16 protein-coding genes are annotated in these 26,943 nt (G+C 74.9%); 12 read left to right on the top strand and 4 right to left on the bottom strand.

Annotated features, from left to right (window positions below; all coding sequences use genetic code 11):
- Positions 1-8 precede the first annotated feature (8 nt).
- The 3 genes from B5D66_RS23765 (at position 9) to B5D66_RS23755 (ending at position 16,280) form a co-directional block, all read left to right on the top strand.
- A complete protein-coding gene (locus tag B5D66_RS23765) occupies positions 9-8,441 on the top strand; it encodes a non-ribosomal peptide synthetase (protein ID WP_268805661.1) in 8,433 nt (2,810 codons plus the stop codon).
- A complete protein-coding gene (locus B5D66_RS23760) occupies positions 8,438-15,535 on the top strand; it encodes a non-ribosomal peptide synthetase (RefSeq protein ID WP_078764052.1) in 7,098 nt (2,365 codons plus the stop codon). The genes B5D66_RS23765 and B5D66_RS23760 overlap by 4 nt, the downstream gene beginning before the upstream one ends.
- Before the next feature lie 106 nt (positions 15,536-15,641).
- A complete protein-coding gene (locus tag B5D66_RS23755) occupies positions 15,642-16,280 on the top strand; it encodes a GNAT family N-acetyltransferase (protein ID WP_078764051.1) in 639 nt (212 codons plus the stop codon).
- 86 nt (positions 16,281-16,366) lie between these two features.
- Here the strand turns inward: B5D66_RS23755 and B5D66_RS23750 are convergent, their stop codons facing one another.
- Complete coding sequence (locus B5D66_RS23750) at positions 16,367-16,843, bottom strand: ATP-binding protein (RefSeq protein ID WP_078764050.1); 477 nt, start codon at positions 16,841-16,843, stop codon at positions 16,367-16,369.
- Between the two features lie 316 nt (positions 16,844-17,159).
- Here B5D66_RS23750 and B5D66_RS23745 point away from each other — a divergent pair, with 316 nt between their 5' ends.
- The 3 genes from B5D66_RS23745 to B5D66_RS23735 all read left to right on the top strand — a co-directional run bounded on the left by B5D66_RS23745 (position 17,160) and on the right by B5D66_RS23735 (position 19,188).
- The gene (locus B5D66_RS23745; RefSeq protein ID WP_327309337.1) at positions 17,160-17,987 is read left to right on the top strand and encodes a helix-turn-helix domain-containing protein; all 828 of its coding nucleotides are present in this window, start codon (positions 17,160-17,162) and stop codon (positions 17,985-17,987) included.
- Positions 17,984-18,190 carry a DUF397 domain-containing protein gene (locus B5D66_RS23740; protein WP_078764048.1) on the top strand — a complete coding sequence of 69 codons (207 nt, stop codon included), beginning with the start codon at positions 17,984-17,986 and terminating at the stop codon, positions 18,188-18,190. The genes B5D66_RS23745 and B5D66_RS23740 overlap by 4 nt, the downstream gene beginning before the upstream one ends.
- A gap of 176 nt (positions 18,191-18,366) precedes the next feature.
- Positions 18,367-19,188: a DNA polymerase subunit beta gene (locus B5D66_RS23735; RefSeq protein ID WP_078764047.1), complete on the top strand. Its 822-nt coding sequence runs from the start codon at positions 18,367-18,369 to the stop codon at positions 19,186-19,188.
- A gap of 32 nt (positions 19,189-19,220) precedes the next feature.
- On the opposite strand, the gene B5D66_RS23730 is transcribed toward B5D66_RS23735, so the two are convergent.
- Genes B5D66_RS23730 through B5D66_RS23720 form a run of 3 tightly spaced genes read right to left on the bottom strand, consistent with a single transcriptional unit; the run spans position 19,221 to position 20,798 of the window.
- Positions 19,221-20,069, bottom strand: coding sequence for a helix-turn-helix domain-containing protein (locus B5D66_RS23730; RefSeq protein ID WP_078764046.1), 849 nt, complete (start codon positions 20,067-20,069; stop codon positions 19,221-19,223).
- A complete protein-coding gene (locus tag B5D66_RS23725) occupies positions 20,066-20,593 on the bottom strand; it encodes a DUF6879 family protein (RefSeq protein ID WP_078764045.1) in 528 nt (175 codons plus the stop codon). Before B5D66_RS23725 ends, B5D66_RS23730 begins: the two co-directional genes overlap by 4 nt.
- Before the next feature lie 4 nt (positions 20,594-20,597).
- The gene (locus B5D66_RS23720; RefSeq protein ID WP_078764044.1) at positions 20,598-20,798 is read right to left on the bottom strand and encodes a hypothetical protein; all 201 of its coding nucleotides are present in this window, start codon (positions 20,796-20,798) and stop codon (positions 20,598-20,600) included.
- Between the two features lie 349 nt (positions 20,799-21,147).
- Between B5D66_RS23720 and B5D66_RS23715 the strand changes: the two genes are divergently transcribed.
- The 6 genes from B5D66_RS23715 (at position 21,148) to B5D66_RS23690 (ending at position 26,913) form a co-directional block, all read left to right on the top strand.
- Positions 21,148-22,230 carry a methyltransferase domain-containing protein gene (locus B5D66_RS23715; RefSeq protein WP_078764055.1) on the top strand — a complete coding sequence of 361 codons (1,083 nt, stop codon included), beginning with the start codon at positions 21,148-21,150 and terminating at the stop codon, positions 22,228-22,230.
- Between the two features lie 202 nt (positions 22,231-22,432).
- Positions 22,433-22,918: an HIT family protein gene (locus B5D66_RS23710; protein WP_078764043.1), complete on the top strand. Its 486-nt coding sequence runs from the start codon at positions 22,433-22,435 to the stop codon at positions 22,916-22,918.
- 429 nt (positions 22,919-23,347) lie between these two features.
- The gene (locus tag B5D66_RS23705) at positions 23,348-23,947 is read left to right on the top strand and encodes a TetR/AcrR family transcriptional regulator (RefSeq protein WP_078764042.1); all 600 of its coding nucleotides are present in this window, start codon (positions 23,348-23,350) and stop codon (positions 23,945-23,947) included.
- Positions 23,948-24,000: 53 nt separating this feature from the next.
- The gene (locus tag B5D66_RS23700; RefSeq protein ID WP_078764041.1) at positions 24,001-25,182 is read left to right on the top strand and encodes an MFS transporter; all 1,182 of its coding nucleotides are present in this window, start codon (positions 24,001-24,003) and stop codon (positions 25,180-25,182) included.
- Positions 25,183-25,307: 125 nt separating this feature from the next.
- On the top strand, positions 25,308-26,537 hold the full coding sequence (gene entS / locus B5D66_RS23695) for an enterobactin transporter EntS (protein WP_078764040.1): 1,230 nt from the start codon (positions 25,308-25,310) through the stop codon (positions 26,535-26,537).
- Between the two features lie 163 nt (positions 26,538-26,700).
- The gene (locus B5D66_RS23690; RefSeq protein WP_078764039.1) at positions 26,701-26,913 is read left to right on the top strand and encodes an MbtH family protein; all 213 of its coding nucleotides are present in this window, start codon (positions 26,701-26,703) and stop codon (positions 26,911-26,913) included.
- Positions 26,914-26,943: the final 30 nt, after the last annotated feature.

Below are 26,943 nucleotides of genomic sequence, written 5' to 3'. Positions count from 1 at the left end.
AGGTCAAGATCCGGGGCTTTCGCATCGAGCTCGGCGAGGTCGAGGCCGCGCTGGCCGACCAGCCCGGCGTGGGCCAGGCCGTCGTCGTCGCGCGCCCCGGAGCGGATGGCCGGCCCGCGCTGGTGGGCTACCTGGTGGCCCGGGACGCAGAGATCGACGTCGACGCGGTGCGCGCGGCGCTGGCCGACCGGCTGCCCGGCTACATGGTGCCCGCGGCACTGGTGGCTTTGGAGGCGCTGCCGCTCACCGCCAACGGCAAGATCGACCGCGCCGCCCTGCCCGCCCCCGCCACGCGGGGGGAGGCGCCCGCCGGCCCCGCGCCCGCCGGCCCCTTCGAGGCCGCGCTGCGCGACCTGTTCGCCGACGTGCTCGGCCTGCCCCGGGTCGGCGCGGACGACGACTTCTTCGCCCTGGGCGGCCACTCGCTGGCCGCCGCCCGCGTCGCCGGGCGCATCCGCGCCGACCTGGGGGTCGACGCCGGCGTGCGCGACCTGTTCGACGCGCCCACCCCGGCCGCGCTCGCCCACCGCCTGGCCGACGCGCGACGCGGCGGCGCCCGCCCCTCCCGTCGGCAACGCCCCGACCGCCTCCCGCTGTCACCCGAGCAGCGCCGCCTGTGGCTCATCGACCGGCTCGACGGCCCGGGGTCCGCCTACAACGTCCCCTGGGTGCTGCGGCTGCGCGGCGACCTCGACACCACCGCGCTGGCCGCGGCACTGGCCGACGTCGCCGAACGGCACGAAATCCTGCGCACCCGCTTCCCCGAGGTCGACGGCGAACCCGAGCAGCGCGTCGTCGAGCCCGGCGACACCGCCCTCCTGCGCGTCGACCCGGACGGGGCCGACCCCGCCCGGCTCATGGCCGCCGCCACCGAGCCGTTCGACCTGGCGGCGGGGCCGCCCATGCGCGCGGTCCTGTTCCCGGCAGGCCCCGCAGAACACGTCCTGCTGCTGGTGTTCCACCACATCGTGGTGGACGAGTGGTCGCAGGAACCGTTCCTGCGCGACCTCGACGCCGCCTACACCGCCCGCCGCGCCGGACACGCCCCCGACTGGGCGCCGCTCCCGCTCCACTACGCCGACTACGCGCTGTGGCGCCACGACCTGCTCGGCGACCCCACCGACCCCGGCTCCACGGCGGCCCGGCTGCGCGCCCACTGGCGCTCCGCCCTGGCCGGCCTGCCCGACGAGGCGACCCTGCCCCCCGACCGGCCCCGGCCGGCCGTCCTCGGAACCCACGGCGACCTGGTCCGCTTCACCGTGCCCGCCCGGCTGCGCGCGGCGGTGACCGAGTTGGCCACGCGCCTCGGCGCCACCCCGTTCATGGTGCTGCGCGCCGCCGTGGCGGCCCTGCTCCACCGGATGGGCGCCGGCGACGACATCCCCATCGGCACGCCGGTCACCACCCGCTCCGACGCCGCGCTCCACCACGCCGTCGGCTTCTTCCTCAACACCCTGGTGCTGCGCACCGACCTGTCCGGCGACCCGTCCTTCGCCGAGCTGCTGGGGCGGGTGCGCGCGAGCGACCCGCGCGCCCACGACCACGCCGACCTGCCCTTCGACGAGGTCGTCGACCTCCACGCCCCGGCGCGCTCACGCGGCCGCCACCCCCTCTTCCAGGTGATGGTCTCCCACCAGATCCGCCCCGGCGGGGTCGGGTCCCTCCTGGGCACCCGCTCGACCACCGAGGACCTGGTGGTCCCCGGCGCCAAGTTCGACCTGGAGATCGCGTTCATCGAACGCCCCGGCGTGGACGGCCTGGACGGCGTGGTGCGCTACGCCACCGCGCTGTACGACCGGGTGACCATCGAGCGGTTCGCCCAGCGCCTGACCGGCCTGCTCGACGCCGTGGTCGCCGACCCCGCGCGCCCGATCGGCGCGCTCGACGTCCTCCTCCCCGCCGAGCGCGCCCTCCTCGCCGCGGAGAACACCACCCACCGCCCGCTGCCCGAGACCACGCTGACCGCCCTGCTCGCCCACGACACCGACCCCGACGCCACCGCCCTGATCCACGAGGACGCCGCGGGCACCCCGACGCGACTGTCGCGCGGTGGGTTCGAGGCGCGGGTGAACCGGCTGGCTCGGGCGCTGGCCGCACGCGGTGTGGGACCCGAGACGGTCGTCGCCGTGGCCATGGAACGCTCGGCGGAGCTGGTGGTGGCGGTGCACGCGGTGGTGCGCGCGGGCGCGGCCTACCTACCGGTGGACCCCGGCGACCCGGCCGAGCGGCTGGCCGCCGTCCTCGACGACGCCCGCCCGGCCCTGCTGCTGCTCGACGACGCCGGCGCCGCGAGCGTCCCGGAACGGGCCGGCGTCGAACGCCTCGTCGTGACCGACCCCCGGGTGCGCGACCGTCTCGCGCGCCTGCCCGCCACGCCTCCCGCCCCCGGAGAACTCCCCGAACCACGGCCCGACCATCCCGCCTACGTCATCTACACCTCCGGCTCCACCGGCCGGCCCAAGGGGGTGGTGGTCCCCCACTCCGCCATCGTCAACCGGTTGCTGTGGACCCAGGACCACTACCGCCTCACCCCCGCCGACCGGGTGGCGCACAAGACCCCGGCCACCTTCGACGTGTCGGTGTGGGAGCTGTTTTGGCCGTTGGTCGCGGGCGTGCCGCTGGTCGTGGCCGCGGCGGGGGTCCACCGCGACCCGGCCCGGCTGGCCGCGCTGTTCCAGCGGCACGGCGTGACCACGGCGCACTTCGTGCCGTCGATGCTGGAGGTGTTCCTGGAGGAGCCGGCCGCCGCCGGATGCGTCGCGCTGCGCCGGGTCCTCGCCTCGGGCGAGGCCCTGCCCACGGCGACCGCCGCGCGTTTCGCGGCGGTGCTGCCGCAGGCGCGGCTGCACAACCTGTACGGGCCTACCGAGGCGGCGGTGGACGTCACCGCGTTCCCGGCCGACCGGGTGACGCAGGGGCCGAGCGTGCCGATCGGCCATCCGGTGTGGAACACCCGCGCCCACGTGCTGGACGCGGCGCTGCGCCCGGTGCCACCGGGCGTTCCAGGGGAGCTCTACCTCGCCGGCGTCCAGCTGGCGCGCGGCTACCTGGGGCGTGCGGGCCTGACCGCCGAGCGGTTCGTCGCCGACCCCTTCGGCGGTCCGGGGGAGCGGTTGTACCGCACCGGTGACCTGGTGCGCCGTCGCGCCGACGGCGCGATCGAGTTCCTCGGCCGCACCGACTTCCAGGTCAAGATCCGCGGGGTGCGGATCGAGCCCGGCGAGGTCGAGGCGGCCCTGACCGCGCTGCCCGGCGTCGGCGCCGCGCTCGTCATCGCCCGCGCCACGGCGTCAGGAGACCAGGCCCTCATCGGCTACGTCACACCGCGCGCCGGAGCCAGCCTGGACCCCGAGGAGCTGCGCGCCGCCCTGGCGGGCCGGCTGCCCGCCCACCTGGTGCCCGCCGCGGTCGTGGTGCTGGCCGCCCTCCCGCTGACCACCAGCGGCAAGATCGACCGCGCCGCCCTGCCCGCCCCGGCGTCGGGGACCGCGCCCGCCCGACGGCGCGCACCCGCCGGACCGGTCGAGGCCGCGCTGTGCGAGCTGTTCGCCGACGTGCTCGGCCTGCCCCGCGTCGAGGTGGACGACGACTTCTTCGCGCTGGGCGGCAACTCCCTGGCCGCCGCGCGGACCATGAACCGGGTGCGCGCCCGGCTGGAGACCGACGCCGGGGTCGCCGCCCTGTTCGACGCCCCCACCCCCGCGGCGCTCGCCGCCCTCCTCGCCGCCCGCGCCACCCCCGACACCCCGGCCACGGGCGGACCGGTGCTGCGCCGCCGCGTCACCGGGGAACGCGGCCTGCCGCTGTCGGACGGCCAACGCCGCATGTGGGTCGCCGGGACACTCGACCCGGGAGCCGCCCACAACGTGGTCTGGGCGCTGCGCATCGACGGCGACCTCGACGCCACCGCGCTGGCCGCGGCACTGGCCGACGTCACCGACCGGCACGAGATCCTGCGCAGCGTCTTCCCCGACGAGGGAGGAGAACCCCGCCAGGACGTCCTGGCCGAAGGCACCCCGCTCGCGGTGGCCGACGCGGCGGGCGGCGACCCCGACGCCCTGCTCGCCGAGGCCGCGCGTCGCCCCTTCGACCTGCGCGCCCACCCCCCGTTCCGCCCCACACTGGTGCGCGTCGGGCGGCAGCGGCACGTCCTGCTGCTGGTGTTCCACCACATCGCGGTGGACGAGTGGTCGCAGGAACCGTTCCTGCGCGACCTCGACGCCGCCTACACCGCCCGCCGTGCCGGACACGCCCCCGACTGGACGCCCCTGCCGGTGCGCCCCGCCGACTACGCGCTGTGGCGCCGCGACCTGCTCGGCGACCCCACCGACCCCGACTCCACCCAGACGCGGCTGCGCGCCCACTGGCGCCGCGTCCTGGCCGGCCTGCCCGAGGAGACCGCGCTGCCGGCCGACCGGCCCCGCCCCGATAGGCGCGACGGCGTGGGCGCGGCGGTGGAGACCGAGGTGCCGCCGGCCCTGGCCGCCGCCCTCGCCGAGCTGGGCCGCGCCCACGGCGCGACACCGTTCATGGTGTTCCAGAGCGCGGTCGCGCTGCTGCTGCACAAGCTCGGAGCCGGCACCGACATCCCGCTGGGCACCGCCGTGACCGAACGCGCCGACGAGGCGCTGCACGACCTCGTCGGCTTCTTCCTCAACACGGTCGTCGTGCGCGCCGACCTCTCCGCCGACCCCGCCTTCACCGAACTGGTGGAGCGGATCCGCGCCACCGGCCTCGACGCGCTCGCCCACGCCGCCCTGCCCTTCGACCACGTGGTCGACGAACTCGCCCCCGAGCGCGCGCCCGGCCGCCACCCCCTCTTCCAGGTGATGGTCACCCACCAGATCCGCCCCGAGCGGCCCGAGCGGCTGTTCGGCCTGGACACCCGGATCGACGACGGGATGGGGGCGGCGGCGCGCTTCGACCTGGAATTCGAGTTCGTCCAGACCCCGGGCGAGGACGGGGCGCGCGTGGTGGTCCGCTACGCCACCGACCGGTTCGACCGCACCACCGCGCAGGGCATCGCCGAGCGCCTGCTCGGCCTGCTCCACCGGGTGGCCGAACGTCCCGGCCTGCGCCCCTCCGGCCTGGACCTGCTCACCGACCCCGAACGCGCCGCGATCGGGGCCGGCAACGCCACCGGCCACCCGGTCACCGCGCAGACCCTGCCCGACCTGCTGGACCGGTCGCCCGCCCCCGCCCACGCGGTCGCGTTGGAAACCGCCACCGAGCAGGTGACCCGCGCCGGATTCGAGGCGCGGGTGAACCGGTTGGCGCGGGCGCTGATCGCGCGCGGTGTGGGACCGGAGTCGGTCGTCGCCGTGGCCGTGGAACGCTCGACGGCGTTCCTGGTGGCGGTGCACGCGGTGGTGCGCGCGGGCGCGGCCTACCTGCCGGTGGACCCCGACGACCCGGCCGGACGCCTGGCCGCCGTCCTCGACGACGCCGGGCCCCTCCTCGTCATCGCCTCGACCGAGACGGTCTCCAGGCTCCCCGGGCAGGTCGAGACGCTGGTACCCGAGGCGGTCGCCACCGCGGCCGAACTCGCCGCCCACTCCGACGCCCCGCTGACCGACGCCGACCGCAGGGCTCCGCTGCGCGGCGACCACCCGGCCTACGTCATCTACACCTCCGGTTCCACCGGCCGGCCCAAGGGGGTGGTGGTTCCCCACTCGGCCATCGTCAACCGGTTGGAGTGGATGGCCGCCGCCTACCCGCTCGGCCCCGCCGACCGGGTGGCGCACAAGACCCCGGCCACCTTCGACGTGTCGGTGTGGGAGCTGTTCTGGCCGGTGGCCGCGGGCGTCCCGCTGGTCGTCGCCGACCCGGGCGTCCACCGCGACCCGGCCCGGCTGGCCGCGCTGTTCCAGCGGCACGGCGTGACCACGACACACTTCGTGCCGTCGATGCTGCGCGCCTTCCTGGAGGAGCCGGCCGCCGCCGGGTGCGCCACGCTGCGCCAGGTGTTCGCCTCGGGCGAGGCGCTGGGCCGTGACCTCGCCGCGCGGTTCGCGGCGGTGCTGCCGCAGGCACGGCTGCACAACCTGTACGGGCCTACCGAGGCGGCGGTGGACGTCACCGCGTTCCCGGCCGACCGGGTGACGCAGGGGCCGAGCGTGCCGATCGGCCATCCGGTGTGGAACACCCGCGCCCACGTGCTGGACGCGGCGCTGCGCCCGGTGCCACCGGGGGTGTCGGGAGAGCTCTACCTCGCCGGCGTCCAGCTGGCGCGCGGCTACCTGGGGCGTGCGGACCTGACCGCCGAACGGTTCGTCGCCGACCCCTTCGGCCACCCCGGAGCCCGGCTGTACCGCACCGGTGACCTGGTGCGCCGCCGTGCCGACGGCGCGATCGAGTTCCTCGGCCGCACCGACTTCCAGGTCAAGATCCGCGGGGTGCGGATCGAGCCCGGCGAGGTCGAGGCGGCCCTGACCGCGCTGCCCGGCGTCGGCGCCGCCGTGGTCACCGTCCAGACCACCCCGGCGGGCGGACGCCACCTCGTCGCCCACGTGGAACCCGAACCCGGTGCCACCCCCACGGGAGGGGACCTGGCGGCCGCCCTGGCCGACCGGCTGCCCGCCCACCTGGTGCCCGCCGCGGTCGTGGTGCTGGCCGCCCTCCCGCTGACCACCAGCGGCAAGATCGACCGCGCCGCCCTGCCGGCGGCCGACCTCGCCGCCGGGGCCGGCGGCGGACGCGACCCCCGCGGCGAGGTCGAGGCCGCGCTGTGCGAGCTGTTCGCCGACGTGCTCGGCGTGCCCCGGGTCGGGGTGGACGACGGGTTCTTCGCGCTCGGCGGCGACAGCATCCTCGCCATCCGGCTCGTCGCCCGCGCCCGCGAACGCGGACTCCAGATCGGCGCCGCCGAGGTGTTCGCCCACCAGACACCGGCCCGCCTGGCGCCACTGGCGCGCCAGGCCACGGCCGCCCCCCGCCCCGGCGACGACGACGGGACCGGAGAGGTGGCGCTCACCCCGATCATGCACTGGCTGCGCGAGCGCGGCGGCCCCATCGACCGCTTCAGCCAGGCCATGCTGCTGCGCACCCCGCCCGGCGCCGACACCGAGCGGATCACCGCCGCGCTCCAGGAGGTCTTGGACCGCCACGCCATGCTGCGCGCGCGGCTGGACAGCGACGCCGACGGAACCTGGAGGCTGACCGCGCCCCCCGAGGGGACGCTGCCCGCCGAACGCATCCTGCGCCGCGTCCCCGCCACCGGGCTCGACGACGCCGGGCTGCGCGCCCTGGTACGGGCCGAAGCCGCCGCCGCGCAGGCCGGGCTGGACCCGGCAGCCGGAGACATGGTGCGCGCGGCCTGGCTGGACCGGGGCAACGCGCCCGGACGGCTCCTCCTCGTCGTCCACCACCTCGCCGTGGACGGGGTGTCCTGGCACATCCTGCGCGCCGACCTGGCCCGCGCCTGGACCCGACCCGGCCGTCTGGCCACGCTGCCGCGCGGCACCTCCTTCGCCGCCTGGGCGCGGATGCTGCACGCCGCCGCGACCGACCCCGCACGCGCGAGCGAAGCCGCACTGTGGCACCAGATCACCGCGGACCCGGGGCCACGGCTGGCCCACCGCGAACCGGACCCCGCCCGCGACACGGCGGCCACCACGCGCCGCCACGTCACCGTCCTGCCCACCGAGACCACCACGCCGCTGCTCACCCGGGTCCCCGAGGCGTTCTCCGCCGGCGCCGACGACGCGCTCGTCACCGCGCTGGCCCTGGCCGTCGCCGCGGAACGCGCCCGACGCGGCCGGGGAGGCGCCGGCGCGCCGGTGACCCTGCACCTCGAAGGGCACGGCCGCGAACCCGCCGTGGTGGGCCGGGCCGACGTCGACCTGACGGAGACGGTCGGCTGGTTCACCAGCCTCTTCCCGATCCGCGCCGACCTCGCCGACATCGACGTGGCCGAGGCGCGCCGCGGCGGCCCCGCGGCCGGACGGGCGCTCAAACGGGTCAAGGAGCACCTGCGGTCGCTGCCCGCGCGCGGCGCCGGATACGGGCTGCTGCGCTACCTGACCCCCGCCGCCGACCGGCAGACCGCCGGCGGCGAACCGGAGATCCTGTTCAACTACCTCGGCCGCCTCAGCGTCCCCGACGGGGACGACGGCGCGGACTTCGCGGTCGCCCCCGAGACCACCGAGATCCCGCCCGGCGCCGACCCCGCCATGCCCGTCGCCCACCCGCTGGAGGTCACCGCGCTCACCCGCGACGGCGCCGCCGGCCCGGAACTGGTGGCCACCTGGGCCTGGCCCGAAGGACTGCTCGCCGAAGAGATGGTGCGCTCCCTCGCCGAGGGCTTCCTCGACCACCTGCGCGGCATCGCCGCGCACGCCCAAGACCCCCACGCCGGCGGGCACACCCCGTCCGACCTGTCCCTCGTGACGCTCGACCAGGACGAGATCGACGAATTCGAAGCGGAGTGGAGACTGTCGTGAACACCCCCACCGGCCTGGAGGACATCCTCCCGCTGACCCCCTTGCAGGAGGGGCTGCTCTTCGAGAGCGGACGCGACGACGACCCCGGCGTCTACACCGTCCAGGTCGCGCTGGACCTGCGCGGACCGCTCGACCCGGCCGCGCTGCGCGAGGCCGCCCGCGCCCTGCTGCGCCGCCACCCCCACCTGCGCTCGGCGTTTCGCCGCCGCCGCAACGGCCAGGCCGTCGCCCTCGTCCCACGCCGCGTCGACCTGGCCTGGCGTGACACCGACCTGAGCGGGGCCGACGAGGCGGGCCGCGCCGCCGCGCTGCGCCGACTGCGTGACGAGGAACGCGCCACTCCCTTCGACCCGGCCACCCCGCCCCTCATCCGGTTCGCGCTGGCCCGCACGGCGCCCGACCACCACGTCCTCGTCCTCACCCACCACCACATCCTGCTCGACGGCTGGTCGCTGCCGCCGCTGACGCGCGAACTCCTCGACATCGCCGCGGCCGGCGACGACACCGCCCTGCCCCGGCCCACCCCCTACCGCGCCCACCTCGCCTGGCTGGCCGGCCGCGACCGCGCCGCCGCCGAGGCGGCCTGGCGCGCCGCACTGGCCGACCTGGACGGCCCCACCCTGCTCGCCGGCGCCCACCGGCCCGGCCGGGACACGCCCGACACCGTCCTCGCCGACGTTCCCGAGGACGTCACCGCCGCGCTGGGCGCGCTCGCCCGCGACCACGGCGTCACCCTCAGCACGGTCGTGCAGGCGGCGTGGGCGGCGCTGCTGGGCACCCTGCTGGACCGCGACGACGTCGTCTTCGGCACCACCGTCTCGGGGCGCCCGCCCGAGATCCCCGACGTCGAGTCGATGATCGGCCTGTTCATCACCACCGTCCCGGTCAGGGCGCGGCTGCGCCCCGCCGAACCGGTGGCCGACCTGCTGGCGCGGATGCGCGACGAGCGCGCCGCGCTCATGGACCACGACCACCTCGGCCTGGCCGGAATCCAGCGCCTGGCCGGCCCCACCCCCCTGTTCGACACCCTGGTGGTCGTCGAGAACTACCCGCTGGAACGCGCGACGCCGCCCGAGCGCGGCGCGTGGGTGGCCGCGGTCGAGGGGGACGACTCCACCCACTACCCGCTGTCACTGGGAGTGGTGCCGGGACGGCGCCTGCGGCTGCGCATCGGCCACCGGCCCGACCTGCTGCCCCGGCGGCGCGCCGAGGAGATCGGCGCGTGGCTGGTGACCCTGCTCGGACGCGTCGCCGCGGACCCCGGCGCCCCCCTGGGCCGGCTGTGCCTGCTCGACGACGCCCGGCTCCGCCGCGCCGTCACCCCCGACGCCACCGACACGGCCGGCCGGGCCGCCACCCGCCCGGCGACCTTCCCCGACCTGCTCGCCCGCCGCGTCGCCGCCGACCCCGAGGCCCCGATGCTGGTCGGCGCCGACGGGCAGGAGAGCGCCGCCCAGGCCGACGCGCGCGCCACCCGGCTCGCCCGGGAACTCATCGCCCACGGCGCCGGCCCCGAGACCGTGGTCGCCGTCGCCCTGCCCCGCTCACCCGACCTCGCCGTGGCACTGGCCGCCGTCCTCAAAGCCGGCGCGGCCTACCTGGCCATCGACCCCGGGCACCCCGACGAGCGCGTCGCCACCACGCTGGCCGACGCCCGCCCGGTCTGCGCGGTCACCGACACCGGCCTGCACCCCCGGCTCGCCGGCCTCCTCGACGCCCCCTGCCTGGTCCTGGACGACCCGGACACCGCCGCGCGGGTGGCGGCACACCCGGCCACGCCCCTCACCGACGCCGACCGCGCGGCCCCGCTGCGCCCCGACCACGCCGCCTACCTCGTCTACACCTCCGGCTCCACCGGCCGGCCCAAGGGGGTGGTGGTCACCCACGAAGGGGTGGCCAAGCTCGTCGCCACCGCCTCCGACCGGCTCGGCGTGGGGTCCGGCTCCCGCATCGCGCAGTTCGCCTCACCGGCCTTCGACGTGGCGTTCTGGGAGATCGTCATGGGGCTGCTGTGCGGCGCGGCGCTCGTGCCGGTGCCCGAGGAACGGCGGGTGGCCGGCGCCCCGCTCATCGACCACCTGCGCGCCCACGGCGTCACCCACGCGGCCCTGCCCCCGGCGCTGCTGTCGGCGTTGCCCCCCGACATCGAACTCCCCCCGGGGATGACCGTCCTGGCCGGGACCGAGGCGGTCTCCGCGACCCTGGTGCGCCGCTTCGCCGCCGGACGCCCCATGTTCAACTGCTACGGCCCCACCGAGGCCACCGTCAACGCCACCCTGCACGCCTGTGACCCCGACGCCGACGCCGAGCGCGTCCCCATCGGCCGCCCCGACCCCGGCGTGCGCGCCTACGTGCTGGGCCGCGGCCTGCGCCCGCTGCCCGACGGGGTCACCGGGGAGCTCTACCTGGCCGGCCCCGGGCTGGCCCGCGGCTACAGCGGCCCCACCGCCCTGACCGCCGAACGGTTCGTCGCCGACCCCTTCGGCCCGCCCGGATCGCGCATGTACCGCACCGGGGACCTGGTGCGCCGCCGGCCCGACGGCGAACTGGACTTCCTGGGACGCGCCGACCACCAGGTGAAGATCCGCGGGCTGCGCGTCGAGCCCGCCGAGGTCGAATCGGCGCTGGCCGCCTGCCCGGACGTCGCCGCGTGCGTGGTCCTCGCCCGCGCCGACGACACCGGAACCGTCTCGCTGGCCGCCTACGCGGTCCCGGTGGACGGCGCCACCCTCGGCCCGCGCGCGCTACGCGACCGGCTCGCCGCCACGCTCCCCCCGGCGATGGTGCCCGCCGCGATCGCGGTGCTGCCCGAGCTGCCCACCCTGCCCAACGGCAAGGTGGACCGCGCCGCGCTGCCCGACGCCGAGCCCCTGGCCGCGGGCGGCGGGCGCCCGCCGCGCGACCCCGTCGAGGAGCTGCTGTGCGAGCTGTTCGCCGAAGTGCTCGACGTGCCCGCCGTCGGCGTCGACGACGACTTCTTCGCGCTGGGCGGACACTCGCTGCTGGTGACCCGGCTGGTCGCGCGGGTACGCGCCGCGCTCGGCAGGGAGCTGCCGCTGCGCGCCGTCTTCGACGCGCCCACCGTCGCCCGCCTGGCCGAGCACCTGGAGGCCGGACGCGAACTGCCCGCCCTACGTCCACGGCCCCGCCCCGAAGTGCTGCCGCTGTCCTTCGCCCAGCAGCGCATGTGGTTCCTGTACCGGATGGACGGCCCCACCCCCACCTACACCATCCCCTTCGCCGCGCGGCTGCGCGGCCCGCTCGACCCCGCCGCGCTGCGCGCGGCACTGGCCGACGTGGTCGCCCGCCACGAGACCCTGCGCACGGTGTTCCCCGAGGTCGACGGCGAACCCCGGCAGGTGATCCGCGCCCCCGAGGCGGCCCGCCCGGACCTGCCGGTCCACCCGGTCGACGAGGCTGACCTGGCGCAGCGCCTGGCCGAGGCGACCGCGACCGGCTTCCGGCTGGAGGAGGAGCCGCCGTTGCGGGCCCACCTGTTCCGGCTCGGCCCCGACGAGCACGTGCTGCTGCTCCTGCTCCACCACATCGCCGGCGACGGGCGTTCGGCCCGGCCGCTGCTGCGCGACATCGGCACCGCCTACACCGCCCGGCTCGTGGGTCGGGCACCGGCCTGGACGCCCCTGCCGGTCCACTACGCCGACTACGGGCTGTGGCAGCGCGACCTGCTCGGCGACGAGAACGACCCCGACAGCCTGGTCGGCGCCCAGGCGGCGTTCTGGCGCACGGCCCTGGCCGGGCTGCCCGCCGAACTGGCGCTGCCCACCGACCGTCCCCGCCCCGCGGTCGCCGGCGGACGCGGCGGAGGTGTGCGCGTCACCGTCCCCGCCGGGCTCGCCGCCCGGCTGCGCGGGCTCGCCCGCGACTGCGACGCCAGCGTGTTCATGGTGCTCCAGGCCGCCGTCGCCGCGCTGCTGACCCGCCTGGGCGCGGGCACCGACATCCCGCTGGGCACCCCCGTGGCCGGACGCGCCGACCCCGCGCTGGACGACCTGGTCGGGTTCTTCGTCAACACGCTGGTGCTGCGCACCGACACCTCCGCCGACCCCTCCTTCCGCGAGCTGGTGGCACGAGTGCGCGAGGCCGACCTGGCCGCCTTCGAACACCAGGACATCCCCTTCGAGCGCCTGGTCGAACTGCTCAACCCGGTGCGCTCCACCGCCCACCACCCCTTGTTCCAGGTGATGGTCGCCTATCAGCGCGCCGGCGACCTGGAGTTCCCGTTGGCCGGGATCGAGGTCCGGCGCGAACCGCAGCCCGGGGCCACCGCGAAATTCGACCTGGCCGTGGAATTCCTGGACGACCCCGGCGGCGGGATCGGCTGCGCCCTGGATTACAGCGCCGACCTGTTCGATCACGCCACCGTCGAGGGCGTCGCCGCGCGGCTGCTGCGCCTGCTGGAGGCCGCCGCCGACGACCCGGCCCGCCCCATCGGCCGCCTCGACCTGCTCACCGCCGCGGAACGGGCCGAGGCCGCCGCCGTGGCGACCGGGCCGGCGCTTCCCGCCGCCGACGTCACCCTGGCCGACCTGTTCGAACGCCAGGCGCGCGCCACCCCCGACGCCACCGCCCTGGTCTGCGGCGCGACGCGGCTCACCTTCGCCCGGCTCAACGCGCGCGCCAACCGGCTGGCCCACGAGCTGATCGCGCTCGGGGCCGGCCCCGAGCGCGTCGTCGCGCTGCTGCTGCCCCGCGAGGCCGACACCGTCGCCACGCTGCTGGCGGTCCTCAAGACCGGCGCCGCCTACCTGCCGATCGACCCGCTCTACCCTGATGAGCGCGTCACCCACATGCTCACCGACGCCGCCCCCGTCCTCCTGGTCACCTCGCCCGGCCTGGCCGACCGGCCGGCCGCGACCGCCGCCGGCGTCCCCCGCCTGGTCCTGACACCCGATACCGCCGCCCACCGACCCGCCACCGACCCCACCGACGCCGACCGCGCGGCCCCGCTGCGCCCCGACCACGCCGCCTACGTCATCTACACCTCCGGCTCCACCGGGCGGCCCAAGGGGGTGGTCGTCACCCACCGCAGCGTCGTCAACCTCTTCCACAGCCACCGTGAGACCCTGCACCGGCCCACGGCCCGCCGGGCCGGCGGGCGGGCGCTGCGGGTGGGGCACTCCTGGTCGTTCGCCTTCGACGCCTCCTGGCAGCCGCAACTGTGGCTGCTGGACGGCCACGCCCTGCACGTCGTCTCCGAGGAGGAGATGCGCGACCCCGATCTGCTGGTCGCCCACATCCGCTCCGCGCGCATCGACTTCATCGAGGTGACGCCCTCCCACGCGCTCCAGCTCGTGCGCGCGGGACTGTTCGACGACGGCGCCCACCACCCGTTGACCCTCGGCGTCGGCGGGGAGGCCGTCCCGCCCGCGCTGTGGCAGCGGCTGCGCGAACTGCCCGCCACCCGCGGGGTCAACCTCTACGGCCCCACCGAGACGACCGTCGACGCGCTCGCCGCCTTCACCACCGACCACGAACGGCCCGTCGTCGGCCGTCCCACGGCCAACACCACCGCGCACGTCCTCGACGCGGGCCTGCGTCCGGTGCCGCCCGGCGTCGTCGGCGAGCTCTACCTCGGCGGCGCCGGCCTGGCCCGCGGCTACCTGGGGCGGCCGGACACCACCGCCGAGCGGTTCGTCGCCGACCCCTACGGCCCGCCCGGATCGCGCCTGTACCGCACCGGCGACCTGGTCCGCCGCACCCCTGACGGCGCCATCGACTACGTCGGACGCGCCGACGACCAGGTCAAGGTGCGCGGGTTCCGCATCGAACTCGGCGAGATCGCCGCGGCGCTGGGCGCCCACCCCGACGTCGGCCAGGTCGCCGTCGACACCTGGGAGGCCGCACCCGGCGACCGCCGCGTCGCCGCCTACGTCGTGCCCGCCGGCGACGGCGGCGTCGACCCGGCGCTGCTGCGCGCCCACCTCGCCCGGACGCTGCCACCCTCGATGATCCCCGCGGCCTTCGTCACCTTGGACGCCCTCCCGCTCACCGCGCACGGCAAGATCGACCGGGCCGCGCTGCCCGCGCCCGACACCGCCGCGCACGAGCCGGGCCGCCCGCCGCGCGACGCCGCCGAGGCGCTGCTGTGCGCCCTGTACGCCGAGGTCCTCGGCCTGCCCGCGGTCGGCGCCGACGACGACTTCTTCGACCTCGGCGGCCACTCCATGCTCCTGGTGCGGCTGCGGGCGCTGGTCGCCGAGCACACCGGCGCCCGCCCGCGCATCGCCGACCTGTTCGCCCACCCCACCCCGGCCGCGCTCGCCGCCCACATCGCCCGCGACGGCACGGCCGCCACCGCGGTGGGAGACGGCGCCCCGGCACCGCGCGGCGTGCGGGTCCTGCGCGCCGAGGGGGAGCGGGCGCCGTTGTTCTGCGTCCACCCCGCGAGCGGGTTCGCCTGGCCCTTCGTCGGCCTGCGCCGCCACACCGGCGCGGACCGTCCCCTCTACGGTGTCGAGTCCCCCGACCTGTCGGCCGCGCTGGCCTCCGGCGCGGAACCCGCCGGCCTGGAGGAGCTCGCCGAGGAGTACGTGGCGCGCGTGCGCGCCGTCCGCCCGCACGGCCCCTACCACCTGGTCGGCTGGTCCTTCGGCGGCGCGCTCGCCCACGCCATGGCCGTGCGCCTGCGCAAGCAGGGGGAGCGGGTCGGGCTGCTGGCCCTGCTCGACGCCTTCCCGCCGGGCCACGCCCACCCGCCCCGCGAGGACGGGGCGGACGCGGCGCCTCCCGACTTCGGGGAGGCGGGCGCGGCCGTCGCCGGCGACCACGGTGACCCGCGCCTGCTCGCGGCCAACCACCGGCTGGCCGCGCGGCTGCTGGCCGCCGGGGTGCCCGGACACCACCCCGGCGACGTCCTCGTCGTCGAGGCCGCGCCGCCCGGCGGGCCGCGCGGGGAGGCGGCGCGGGCCTGGGCGCCCTACGTCGGGGGCGCGGTCGAGCGCGTCGAGGTGCCCTTCGCCCACGACGACCTGCTCGCCCCCGCCGCGCTGGCCGCCGTGGGGCCGCTGCTCGCCGACCGCCTCGCCGCCGCCGAGCAGCGCGAGGAGGACGCCGGAACCGTCCCCGGCGTGTGACCGGTGCCGGCGGGGAGGACCGCCCCGCCGGCACCCCGACGACCACCCGCGCGGCGCGGGCGCCGACACCGCCCGCGCCACACCCGTCCAGGTCAGGAGGACCACGTTGCCCGAGACCCCGGGCGCCCCACAGCGGACGCGCCCCTCACCCCGCGAACTCACCGAGGGACTGGCGCCGGAGGTGGTGCGCGCCGGCCCGCCCCCCACCCCCCGCCTCGTCGGCGCGATCACCGTGCGACCGGTCCGCCCCGAGGGCGCCGACCTGGACCTGGTGCACGCCTGGATGAACCTGCCCCACGTCGCCGAGTTCTTCGGGCAGGCGTGGCCGCGCGAGCGGTGGGCCGACGAGCTCGCCGCGCAGGCCGGGGGCGACTACGCCCGCCCCCACCTGGTCGCCGTGGACGGCGCCGAGGTGGCCTACATCGAGCTGTACCGGGCCGCGCGCGACGTCATCGCCGAGCACTACCCGGCCGACCCCCACGACGTGGGCCTGCACATCGCCATCGGCGTGCCCGAGCGGATCGGGCGCGGGCTGGGGCCGCGCATCATGGCCGCGGTCGCCGGCGGGCTCTTCGCCGCCGACCCGCGCTGCCGCCGCGTGATGCTGGAACCCGACGCGGCCAACACCGCCGCCCGCCGGGCCGCGCGCCGGGCCGGCATGCACCTGCTCGGCGAGGTCGAACTCCCGCACAAACGCGCCGCCCTGTTCGTCCTCCCACGCACCACCGCCGACCTGCCGGGGTGAGCCGGCCCCGGGCCGGGACGGAGCCGGGCCCCGCGCGCTCCCCTCGGGCGCGACGGGGCCCGGCCGTTCGGGGCCGCCCGGCCGGTTCAGCGGCCGCGACGCTCCACGGCACTGCGCCGGGGGAGCGGGGCCGGTCGGGGCGGCGGGGCGGGTGGGGAAAGCCAGCGCAGGACGAAGTACACGCCGTCCTCCGCAGGGGCGAGCGTTCCCCAGCGGGCGGCCAGCCGGTCCACCAGGAACATGCCCCGGCCGCGCTCCGAGCCGGGATCGGGCTCCAGCACGCGGGGGAGGTCGCAGGGCCGGCGCGGGGGCAGCGTGCGGACCTCGGTCCGCGCGCCCCGGGCGTCCACCTGTACCCGGACCCGGAAGGTCCCGTCCGGGCCGCCGCTGAGGGTGTGCAGCACGGCGTTGGCGCACAGCTCCGAGGTGATCAGCTCGGCGCGCTCCACCATCTCCGCGGACACGTCGGCCTCGGGGGCGATGCGCAGCGCGCCGCCGACGAAGCGCCGCGCCAGGGCGACGCCCTCAGGCCGGCCGGGGAAGGCCGAGAAACACACGCTCACCGGACCACCGCCAAAACGCCCGGCGCGACGCGGGGCCGCGTCGGGGGCACGTGTGACCGGCGCCGGCGACGAAGGGCGGCGCGCGGCTCCCGGAGGATCCACCTGTGGGCGAGGACAGCCTCGTGCATCGGGTTTCCACCTGTTCATGCCAGTCGGGGCTCATGGCCCCGGTCCGGTGTGTCCGCACCAGAGGGGGCCGTTTTCGTTCACCGATGGGTGACGACCGTTCAACACTCCACCACCTGACCAAGGTTCTCCAGGCGTATAGCTGACCTGGGAACAATTGGAAAGGCGTAATCTAATCAGTGGTAATCCAGTGGTGGAGGGCGATAGGTCAGTGGTGAGACATCCTCCCGTTTGGGCGCGGTTCGGCGGTGAAGTGCGCCGTTTGCGGCGCCAGGCGGGATTCTCGCAAGAGCATCTCGCTAAAATGATTCCCCTGAGCCAGAGCATGCTGAGTGGTATCGAGCTCGGCAGCAAAGGTGCAAAGAGGGACCATGCGGAAGCTATTGACCGCGCGCTCAACACCAGCGGCAAACTCACCCGGCTCTGGGATTCGCTGAACTCGGGTCCGGCCCATCCTGATTGGTTCCAGGACGTGCTGACCCTGGAGCGCAGGGCCGTTGAAATCCGCGAGTACCAGATGGCCGTGCTTCCGGGGTTGTTGCAGACCGAGGCGTATGCCCGCTCCCTGATCCGTCCGGCTCAGCCCTGGGCGACCTTGGCGAAGGTGGAGGAGCTGGTGCGAGCGCGGATCAGCAGACGCGAACTTCTGTCCTCAGTGGAGCGCCCTCTCGTCTGGTTCGTTGTCGACCAGGTCGCCATCGACCGCATTTCCGGCGGTCCCGCTGTGATGAAGGAGCAGATGTCGTACCTTCTGGAGCTGATCGACGACTGTGTGATCAGGTTCCAGATCGTTCCCCAGGAGCTTTCCCTCCATCCCGGACTCGCCGGTCCCTTCCGGATCATGTCCTTCGACGACCGTCCTACGATGGTCTACACAGAACACGCCCTGGGGGGACTGCTGCTGGACCACAACAAAGAGGTCCGGCAATGTGCGGCGATATTCTCCGCTTTGCAGTCAGAAGCGTTGTCCCCCGGAGATTCTGCTTCTTTCATCCGCAAAAGAAGGGAACAGCTATGAATGCTGGCGAAATAGGGCACGGAGTCCTTCGCTGGCACACGTCCAGCTACAGCAGTGGCAATGGGGGCAACTGTGTCGAGGTCGCCGAGTGCGGGGACGCGGTGCTGGTGCGGGACACGCGGCACCGGGAGCTGGGGCATCTGGGCTTCGCACCGGCGGAGTGGACGGCCTTCCTGGCCGGACTGAAGAACCGTCACATGTAGTCCTCCCCTCCAGGGGAGGCGAGGCGGCGGGGCGCTCCCCGGAAGCGGGGCGGCGCCTTCGGGGGCGGGAAAAAGACGTGGCTTCGCGGGACGGAACGTGTAGGGTCCGGAGCCGCGTCCCGACATCCGCGGGCAACGCGCCCGCGCCCCGAGCGACCTTCGAGGAGAACCCGACCGTGCCCTCCGCGTCACCCGTCCTGGACGTCCGTATCGATCGGCTGCGGGAACTCGCCCACGCCGAACCCCTCCTGGAGGGGGTGCTGCTGTACGGCTCGTGGACCATGGGCGAGGCCGACGCGCACTCCGACATCGAGGCCTACCTCTACGTCGCCGATGATCGTGTCGAAGACTTCGACGCCCGCGCCTTCCTGGAACGGCTGGCCCCGCTGGAGCTGGCCTACACCAACATGTACGGCATCCTCGCCGTGGTCTTCGACGACCTGATGCGCGGCGAGTTCCATGTCGGCCCCGCGGGGGAGGGGATCGCCGAGGTCCCCACCTGGAAGGGGATGGTCCACCTTCCCCGGCCGGAGAAGGCCGTCCTGCTGGACCGGACCGGACGGCTGACCGAGGCCGCCCGGCGACTGGCCGACGAGATCCCCCCGGAACCGGTGGAGACCGCCCAGCGGCTCACCGACGAGCTGGCCAACTGGACCCTCATGCTCGCCCACGTCCTGCGACGCGGCGAGATCGCCCGGGCGCACGCCCTCCTGCACACCATCGTCGCGCCGCAGCAGCTCCAGCTCTGCCGTCTCCTGCGCGGCAGCACCGCCCACTGGCTGACGCCCAGCCGCGCCCTCGAACAGGACCTTCCCGCCGCCGACGCGCGGCGCTACGTCGCCACCACCGCCCCCGCCCGGGAGCCGGAGGTGCGCGCTGCGGCGCGTTCCAGCTGGCGCTGGAGCCGCGACCTGGCGGCGGAGGCGGCCGGTCGGTGGCCCCTCACCCTCCCCGAGGACCTGCACGAGCGGATCGCCGGCCTCCTCGACCGTTCCTGAGCCGGCGGGCGCGCCGGGAGGGGCGGCGGCCGTCACCCCTCCCGGGCGGAGATGAACCCCTGACGCGCCCGCGCCACGATCCGCAGGGCGGCGGCCCCGCGCACCGCCGACCGCGACAGCTCGGCGAACGCCTTCCGGTAGGGGGCGATCGCGTCGTCGTCGGTCAGGCTCAACTCCGCCCCCGTGGTCTCGATCAGGACGCGGCCCTCGTCGAACATCCAGAATCCGTGGGCCGGGACGACGCTCACCCGCGCGGCGATCGGCAGGACGGAGACGCCGACGACACCGCGTTGGATCACGTCGGCGATGTGGTCCATCTGTTCGGCCATCACCGCCGGTGGCGCCAGAGCGGTCCTCAGCGCTGGCTCCCAGACCAGGATGTCGAACACCCGCCCTGGTTCGTCGATGATCCGGCGCCGCTCCATCCGGACCCGGACCCCCGCTTCGAGGTCGTCGGGGCTGCGGTGGAAGTCGATGACGTGCCGGAGTACGTGCCGGGCGTAGTCGGGGGTCTGGAGCAGCCCTGGAACGCACGAGGTCTCGAAGATGCGGAAGCGCCGTGTCCGGTCCTCCAGGCTCTTGGACGCCGCCTGACGAGCCCGGGTGCCCGCGGCGAGCTGACGCCGCCAGCTCGTGTAGTGCGTTTCCAGCGCTCTACGCTGGGCCGACAGCTCGACCGCGGCCCCGGGCACCCCGCACGCCACCGACCACGCCTCAAGATCCTCGACGCTGGCCGTCTGTCGGCCGAGTTCCAGCCGGGAGACCTTGGAGGGAGGCCAGCCCAGGGCCTCGGCCAGCGCCCGCCCGGACAGCCGGGCCTCGACCCGTAGCTCGCGCAGGCGGGCGCCGAGTGAGGCCCTGGCCATCTGGTAGTCGGTCATCCCACCCTTGTCGCCATGTACTCCGTGTAGGTGAGGGCATGGTGCCACGCCGCGTCACGTGCGGCCAAGGCGGTGACGACGGCTCGGGGATCGTCGTCGAGGTGGACTCCGATGACGTCAGGTCCGTCGAATTCGAAGCGGGCCAGCAAGCGGCTGTCGAAGATCCAGAAATCCTCGTCGGGGAGTTCCGCCACCACGGGATGTTCTCGGGGGAGGTAACGGATGTCCTCCCCCACGCCGAGGTTGTAGGGGGTCGCCCACAGTTCCCAGCGCAGGTAGTCGGAGGGGGGATCGTCGATGATCCGCACCCGCTCCATCCGTTTCCCCTTGGCCAGTTCCTCCCGCATCATCCGTAGCCATGGTTCGAACCATCCGATCCCCGGGTCCTTGCCGGAAAGCCACTGCTGGTAGGGCTCGTCCTCGTCGACCTTGCCGTAGGCGGTCCGGGTCTCCAGCCGCCATGCCGTGTAGCGGTAATCGCGGAACAGGGCGTCAAAGGCGTCATCGTCCAGGGGGATGCCCATGGTGCTACTCCTTCGGGGCGAAGCGGGTCATCAGTTCCCGAGGAACCACGACGAACGTCTCGTTGGGGAGAACGTCCTCCAACTGGGCCAGAGCCTCGGGATCGGTGAGCCGGTAGCCCTGGACGATGATGTCACCTCGCTCCATTTCATACAACGTGGGGCATTTTCCGGCGTTGGACGTGGTTCCCAATTTGTGTAGTTTCATCTCTCTCCTCGACTCTCGGGGCCTCCAGTATTCCGTCGCCTCTGTCGCTCGGCCAGAGCCGTGTCGAGGGCCCGCGAGCAATTCCGCGCAATCCCTCTCCGACGCCGCCGCCTCCATTTCTACGCTCCCTCTTAAACCCGGGTATTCCGTATACGGAGAGGATCGAGATGGCGATGTGCGGGGTCTGTAGGGGCGAGGGAGGCTCGTGAGTGGCGGCCGACGGAGACGCTACCTGGGCGAACAATCGGGTCTGGGTCCCCTGCAGTGCCTGTGATGGGATCGGTGAGAAGTGACCTCCGAGCGGGATTCCACCCCCCGCCCGCTGGGAGACGCTCCCCTGATCCGGCGGATGCGTTCGTCGGGTGTTCCGGAGGAGATCCTCCGGGCCTTCGCCCGCGTCCGCCGGGAGGAGTTCCTCCCCGATCGGGTGTGGGATGAGAGAGGGGGAGAGGTGGTGCGCTCCGACAGCGGCGAGGAGTGGTCCCGGCTCGTCCACTCCGACGCTGCGGTGGTCGTCCAGCGCGACGACGGCGTGGCAGGCGGGCGCGGCGTCGCGACGTCCTCGTCCTCCGCTCCGTCGGTCATGGCCGCCATGCTCCAGGCCGCGGACGTCCGGAGGGGAGCCCACGTGCTGGAGATCGGGACGGCCACCGGCTACAACGCCGCGCTCCTGGGGGAACTGACCGGAGCTCCAGAGACGGTGACGACCGTCGAGATCGACGCGGCTCTCGCGGAGCGGGCGCGTTCGGTTCTACGCGACATCGGACACCACCCCCGCGTGGTCGTCGGAGACGGGGCGTTGGGCCACCCCGCCACCGCGCCCTTCGACAGGGTGCTCGCGACCTGCGCGGTGGCCCGGGTCCCCGCTCCCTGGATCGACCAGACCCGTGAGGGCGGGCTGATCGTGTGCCCCTGGGCCCCTTCCTCGGCTCTGCCCGGTGGGTTGCTGGCCCGGCTCACCGTCCGGGATGGTACTGCCGAAGGGCCTTTCGTCCGCTTGGTGTCCTTCATGTGGCTGCGCGGACAGCGGGAGGAACCCGGTGTTCCCCACGATCTGGGGGCACCCCCCGACCGGGTGTGTGCGGTCGACCGTGATCCACGCAGCCTCCTCCTCGACGGAACGCGGGCACTGCCCCTCGCCCTCATGGTTCCGGCCTGGCGGTTCGGCGTCCGGATGGGGACGCAAGGGGAACCACAAGGGGAACCACTGGTGTGGCTGTCCGCGCTGGACGGAGCCTCATGGGCCAGGCTGTATCCGGACCGAGTCGAACAGGGCGGGCCGCGCCTCCTGTGGGACGAGATCGAGGCCGCCCACCGTCGGTGGCGGGCACTGGGCGGCCCACCGGCCACCGCGTTCGGGCTCACCATCGCCGGTGGGACACACCGCGTCTGGCTCGGCGATCCGTCCGGGCCTTCCTGGTCCCTGCCATGACACCCGGCTTCCCAGGTCCGATCTCTCACGTGGATCGAGGAGGAAGGGAGGGATGCTGAGCAGACCGGTTCCGGTGCCGTCTCGTGGGGCGCCCGAACAACGTGGGCGGTAACAGTCCGAAAGAACGAGGAGACCGTACTCCGCGACGGCGCGGTCCGGCGCCGCGCGGAGCGGTCGAGGAGGGCGACGGTGCGGGGCGAGAATGACTGAGAAGACCGAGGGAGTCGACTGCGTGTTCTGTCGGATCGTTTCGGGGGATGCTCCGTGCCATCCGATCTGGGAGGACGAACGTCACCTGGCCTTTCTATCGATCTTCCCCAACACCGAGGGATTCTCGGTCGTGGTGACCAAGGAACATCTGTCCAGCTATGTCGTCGACCTGGGTGACGACTCCTACCTGGCTCTGCACCTGGCCGCGCGTGAGGCCGCCCGCCGGCTGGACGCGGCCTTCCCCGATGTGGCCCGCACCGGGATCATCTACGAGGGGTACGGGGTCGACCACGCCCACGCGAAGCTGTTTCCAATGCATGGGACATCGGGTAACTCGGGCGCGGACTGGCGCGCGGTCGAATCCGACGTCGACCTGTACTTCGAGCGGTACCAGGGATACCTCTCGTCGCATGACCACGGTCGCGCCGATGACGATGAGCTCGCCCGTCTCGCCCGGCGGATCAGGACATCGCTGTAAGAGCCCGCATGTGTGAACGCGAGAGCCGTGGCGTGCGGACGGTTCCTGTGAGACAGAGGAGAACGCGGGGCCGGGCATCCCGGCCCCGCGCGAGGTGTGCTCGCTGTACCTAGTTGTCTCCGTCGCCGTTCATCTGTACCTCCGAGGACGTTGGGTCTTGGCGAGACCGGAGTGAGGATGCTCGTTTCTCCGGAACTCCGCCTTACCGGGAACCTTAACGATTTCTCCTCTTCGACGGCACGTCATTGCTCGGGATTGCTCGTTTCCCGCCGAGATCACGCGGAACCGGGGAGACGCGGGAGACGGCCATGAGAGGAAGGGGAGAAGGTCACTTCGGCATCGTCCCACCCGGTGGCCGGAAGACGCGAGCGGAAACGTCCGAGAAAAACCCCGGGACCTGTTTATCACAGCTGTGATAACGTCCGTGACATGATCGATGGAGGGGGCGGAGGTGACGCGGTCCGCCACCGTGTCCTGGAGGCGGTCCTTCGCCTCGTGGAGCGCGGCGGCGTCGCCGAGGCGTCCCTGCGCAGGGTGGCCGAGGAGTCCGGTGTCAACATCGGTTCGGTACGGCACCGCTTCGGCAGTCATGAGGCGCTGCTGACGGCTGCGGCCGAGGAGGTCGGCGCGCGCATGGAGCGCCGGCTGGACGCCGCGCTGCTGGATCCGCCGGGCCCCTCCGACGTCGCCGGCCGCCGCGCGCTGCTGGAGCACGTGGTGGCCGCGCTGCTGCCCGAGGCGCCGGAGGAACGCGCCGAACTGGTGGCCCTGCACGAGTTCGTCGCCGCCGCGCGCATCCACCCCGCGTTTCGGCCCCTGGCCGCGCGGATGGGACGTGACATGCGCGCCCTCCTCCGCCGCGCGCTCGACCTCGCCGGCGTGGCCGACCTCGACGTCGAGACCGAACGCCTCGTCGCGCTCGTCAGCGGGCTGACCTTCGACCTCGTCCACCCGCACGGCGCCGGCGCGGACACCCCCGCGCCCCACGAGGTCCTGCGCCACCACGTGGCGGCGCTCATCCCGGGCTGACGCCCCCGACACCTTTCCGACGTCCGAGATTCCGAGATCCGGAGGGCAGCACCGTGCCGGCCTGGCTCGTCGCGCTCGCAACAGGAGCGCTCGTCTTCTACACCGACGACTACGTGATCGCCGGGGTCATCCCCGAGATCGCCGCGGACCTCGGTGTCAGCACGGCCCTGGCGGGGCAGCTCGTCACGGTCTTCTCGCTGACGGTCGCGGTGGCCGCCCCGGTCGCCGCCGTCCTCACCGCGCGGCTGCGCCGCCGCACCGTGCTGACCGCCGCTGCGGCCGTGTTCACGGCCGCCAACGCGCTGGCGGCGCTCGCCCCCGGCTACGAGGTCCTGCTGGGATTGCGGGTGGTGGCGGCGCTGGCCGCCGCGGCGGCGACCCCGTCGCTGTTCAGCGCCGCCGCGCAGCTCGCCCCGCCCGACCGGATCGGCCGCCACGTCGCGGTCGTCTCCTTCGGGGTGACCGGGGCGATCGCCCTGGGCGTCCCGGTGGGCACCTGGGTGGGCGGCGCGTGGGGGTGGCGGGCCACGTTCGCGCTGATGGCGGTGGCCGGCGCGGGCGTCACGGTGGCGTTCGCGGCGCTGGTCCCGCGGCGGGCGGGGGCGCGCGAGGCGCTGCCCGTGCGGGCCCAGCTCGGCGTCCTGGCGCGGCCGGCCATCTCGGTGGGACTGGTCGCCAACCTGGTGCTGATGCTGGGGTCGATGATGCTGCTGACCTACCTGGCCCCCTTCGCCGCCGGGATCACCGGGACCGGGACGACCGGCCGGGGCGTGCTCTTCGCGCTGTCGGGGATCGCCGGCATGGCCGGCATCTGGGCCGGCGGCCGCGCCACCGACAGGTGGGGGCCGGACCGCACCCTGCTCCTCGGCGTGGCCGTGTTCGTCGTCACCATGGCGGCCCTGGCGGTGCTGTGGCCGCTGCGGCCCATCCCCATGGCGGTGCTGGTCCCGTTGGCGGTGGTGTGGGGCGGCGCGGCGTTTTGGAACTCCCCGGCCGTCCAGGCGCGCCTGCACCTGCTCGCCGGCCCGGTCTCGCCCCAGGCCCTGGCCCTGAACACCTCGGGCACCTACCTCGGGGTCGCGGCGGGCGGGGCCGTGGGCGGTCTGGTGATCGACGCGGCCGGCCCGGGGCCGCTGCCCGCCGTCTCGGGCGTCTGCGGGCTGGTGGCGGTGGCGCTGTTCGCCTTCGCGGCGTCGAGGTCGGGAAGCGCGCGGGAGCGGAGCATCACCCCCTGACCCCTTCCGGTCCCGCCTGTCGGGACCCGCGTCTGGTACGAAGGACCGGGCGCGGGCCGCCTTCCGGCGGATCGCCGAGTCGCGCCCGCCGGGCCGCGCCCGGCCCGACCGCGAGGAGCTGCGCCGTGCCCCTGGCCCGCCTGGTCATCGACCTGAGTCCGTTGCGTTCCAGCGGCCCGTTCCGCGTCCTGTTCGCGGTGCGGGTGGTGTCGCTGTTCGCTGGCGGGTTCCGGCTGGTCGCGCTGCCGATCCAGGTCTACGCCATGACGGGCTCGTCGTTCCTGGTGGCCAGCGTCGGCATCGTCAACGGCGTGGCGAGCTTCGGGGGCACCCTCGTCGGCGGGCTGCTCGCCGACCGGTGGGACCGGCGCCGCCTGATCGTGGCCGCGGCCGTCATCGAGGTGGGGGTCCTGGCGTTGTTCGCGGTCAACGCCTACCTGCCCGCACCCTCCCTCGGCCCGATCTACCTGGGCGCGGCGGTCAACGGCGTGGCGGGGACGGCGGGCCTCATCGCCCAGCAGGCGGCCGTCCCCGCGCTGGTGGGGGCGTCGCGGGTGGCCGCGGCCGGCGCGCTGTTCGCGGTGACCGCGCAGTTCGGCGCGATGGCGGCGCCCGCGCTGGGCGGGGTGGCGATCTCGGCGTGGGGCGTGGGGCCGGGCTACGCGGGCACGGCGGTCATCGCCGCCGGGTGCGCCGTGGCGGTGGCGTTCCTGCCGCCGTTGCGTCCGGCGCGCGGGACGCAACGGACCTCGGCGCCGGCCGACGTCGTGGAGGGGCTCGCCTTCGTGCGGCGGGATCCGCTGGTGCGCCCGCTGCTGGTGCTGGGGTTCGCCCAGGTGCTGTTCACGACGCCGCTCGCGCTGGTCCCGGAGTTCACCGACCGGGTGCTCGGCGGCGGTGCCGCGCTGGCCGGGCTGCTCTACACCGCTCCGGCGATCGGCGCGCTGCCGGCGTCGCTGACCAGCGGGTGGACCTCGCACGTGCGCGGGGGCGGCCCGGTCGTGCTGGGCGCGGTGGCGCTGTGCGGTGTGGCGGTGACCGCCCTGGGGGCGAGCGGCGGCGCGGTGGCGGCGTTCGCGGCGCTGCTCCTGCTGGGCTGCGGGCAGGCGATCGAGGAGATCCTGCGCTACGCGCTGATCCAGCGGCACACCCCCGACGCCCTGCGGGGACGGGTGACCGCGGCGTGGACCGCCCAGGCGACGGTGGGCGGGTCGCTGGGGGCGACCGGGCTGGGCGTGGCGGCGGCACTGGCCGGGCCCGCCGTGGCGCTGGTGGTCAGCGGGCTGTTGTGCGTGGCGGCGACCGTCGCGGTCGCCGTGACCGAGCCCGGGTTGCGCGCCCGCGGGGCCGGGTGAGGCGTCCGGCCCGAGACGGCCGGACGCGGACGGTGTGCGCTCCCTCACCGTGGGGAACGAGGCAAGGGGTGGTGCGCGAGCCCCCGGACCTCTAAAGTGCTCAGGTAAGCCTTTCCTTGCAAAGGTTAGCCTTTCCTCATTCACCCTCCGGGAAGGGGATCCCATGAGCAACCCGTTCGACGACGCCGACGGCACGTTCCTGGTGCTGGTCAACCACGAGGAACAGCACTCCCTGTGGCCGGAGTTCGCCGAGGTGCCGGAGGGCTGGACCGTCGTCCACGGCCCCGCGTCCCGCGACGAGGCGCTCGCCTACGTCAACACGCACTGGACCGACCTGCGCCCCAAGAGCCTGCGGGTGGCCATGGGAGAGGCGTGAGCCCCCCGTGCCCGGGCGAACGGCGTCCAC

Source organism: Marinactinospora thermotolerans DSM 45154 (assembly GCF_900167435.1).
GTDB classification, from domain to species: domain Bacteria; phylum Actinomycetota; class Actinomycetes; order Streptosporangiales; family Streptosporangiaceae; genus Marinactinospora; species Marinactinospora thermotolerans.
Note: the sequence above shows the minus strand (reverse complement) of the source record. Positions and strands in the feature narration are given on the sequence as shown.